The organism is Mesorhizobium sp. M1E.F.Ca.ET.063.01.1.1 (assembly GCF_003998155.1).
Taxonomy (GTDB): Bacteria; Pseudomonadota; Alphaproteobacteria; order Rhizobiales; family Rhizobiaceae; genus Mesorhizobium.
On sequence record NZ_RZSC01001119.1, the window covers coordinates 1 to 1,385 of the forward strand.

Genomic DNA, 1,385 nt, shown 5'->3' on the forward strand with positions numbered 1-1,385 from the left:
TGTCCGAGCCTGCCACGCCAGCCGAAGTGGCGCAACCTGCCGCGCCGGCCGAGGCGGCTGCGCCCGCAAGGGCCGCGCGCGATGTCGAGACGGCGCTCGGCACGCGCTGGGCGGTCTGGGTCGGTGGCATCGCGCTGGCGCTGGGCGGGCTGTTCCTGATCCGCTACACCATCGAGGCCGGCATTTTCGGCCCCGGCGTGCGCCTCGCCATGGCCGGCATCCTCGGCCTGGTGCTGGTCGCCGGCGCCGAGTTCATCCGCCGCACCGGCTTCAGGGTGCCGGTGCAGGGCGCGGCCGGCGCCTATATCCCGGCGATCCTGACGGCGGCCGGCGCCTTCATTCTGTTCGGCACCGTCTATGCCGCGCATGGCATCTATGGCTTCATCGGTCCGGCGCTCGCCTTCACGCTGCTCGGCGCCATCGGCATTGCGACAATCGCGGTATCGCTGGTCCACGGCCTGGCGCTGGCCGGCATCGGCCTTGTCGGCGCCATGGTCACGCCGGCACTCGTCGCCTCCGAGGCGCCCAACCCTTGGGCGCTGTTCGTCTATCTGGCGATCGTGCTTGCCGCGACGGCGGCAATCGCCCGCATCCGCGACTGGAAGGCGCTCGTCGCGGCGGCTTTCGCCGGCTGCGGCATCTGGACCACCCTCTATATGACCGATGCCCCTGAGGTGAACCTTGCCGCCGTGATGTTCATCAGCCTTGCCACGCTCGCCGTGCTCGCCTTCGTCTGGCTCGGTCTTTTCTTGATTACTGGCCGCGACGAGGCGGAATCCGGCTTCGACTGGCCGTCGATCGTGCCCGGCTTTTTCGTTGCGCTTACTGCGCTCGGCCTGTCGGTCGATCCGGTCTTTGCCAAGGCGGGCGATGCCTTGCATGGCGCGGTGCTGCTCGCTGCCCTTGTGGCGGTGGCGCTCTACCGCCCCCGCGCACTGCCGCTGGTTTTCGCCGCCGGCCTGGCGACGGTGCTGATCTATCTCGGCATCGTCCCGCCCGCCACCATCGGCGCCGATGCGCTGGATGTCGGCCTGGGCGCCGAACCGCTGGCGGCATCCGATGCGCTGACCTTCCGCATCGGCGTCGCGCTCGCCATCGTCTTCATTGCCGCCGGCTTCTGGGCCGCGCGCCGCTTCGCCGCCGCGGCACCCGTCCACGCGGCGTCCTGGGCGGCATGGGGCGTGATCGCGCCGCTGGTCGTGCTGACCGCGCTCTGGCTCACCTTCGGCGATATCGACCGCGACTTCGGCTACGCGCTGCCGGCGCTGCTTCTGGTGTTGATCTTTGCCGCTGGCGGCGAGTGGATCGCGCGTGCCGAGGAACCGCCGCTCGGCGGTGGACCCGCTGTCTCCTTCGCGCTCGCCGGCGCCGGCGAGCGCGAAGGA

The 1,385-nt window shown here is 70.8% G+C and carries 1 protein-coding gene; it reads left to right on the forward strand.

Annotated elements, in window-relative coordinates; genetic code table 11:
• On the forward strand, positions 1-1,385 hold a 1,385-nt coding region (locus tag EOA29_RS36535), incomplete at both ends, for a DUF2339 domain-containing protein (protein WP_145970052.1).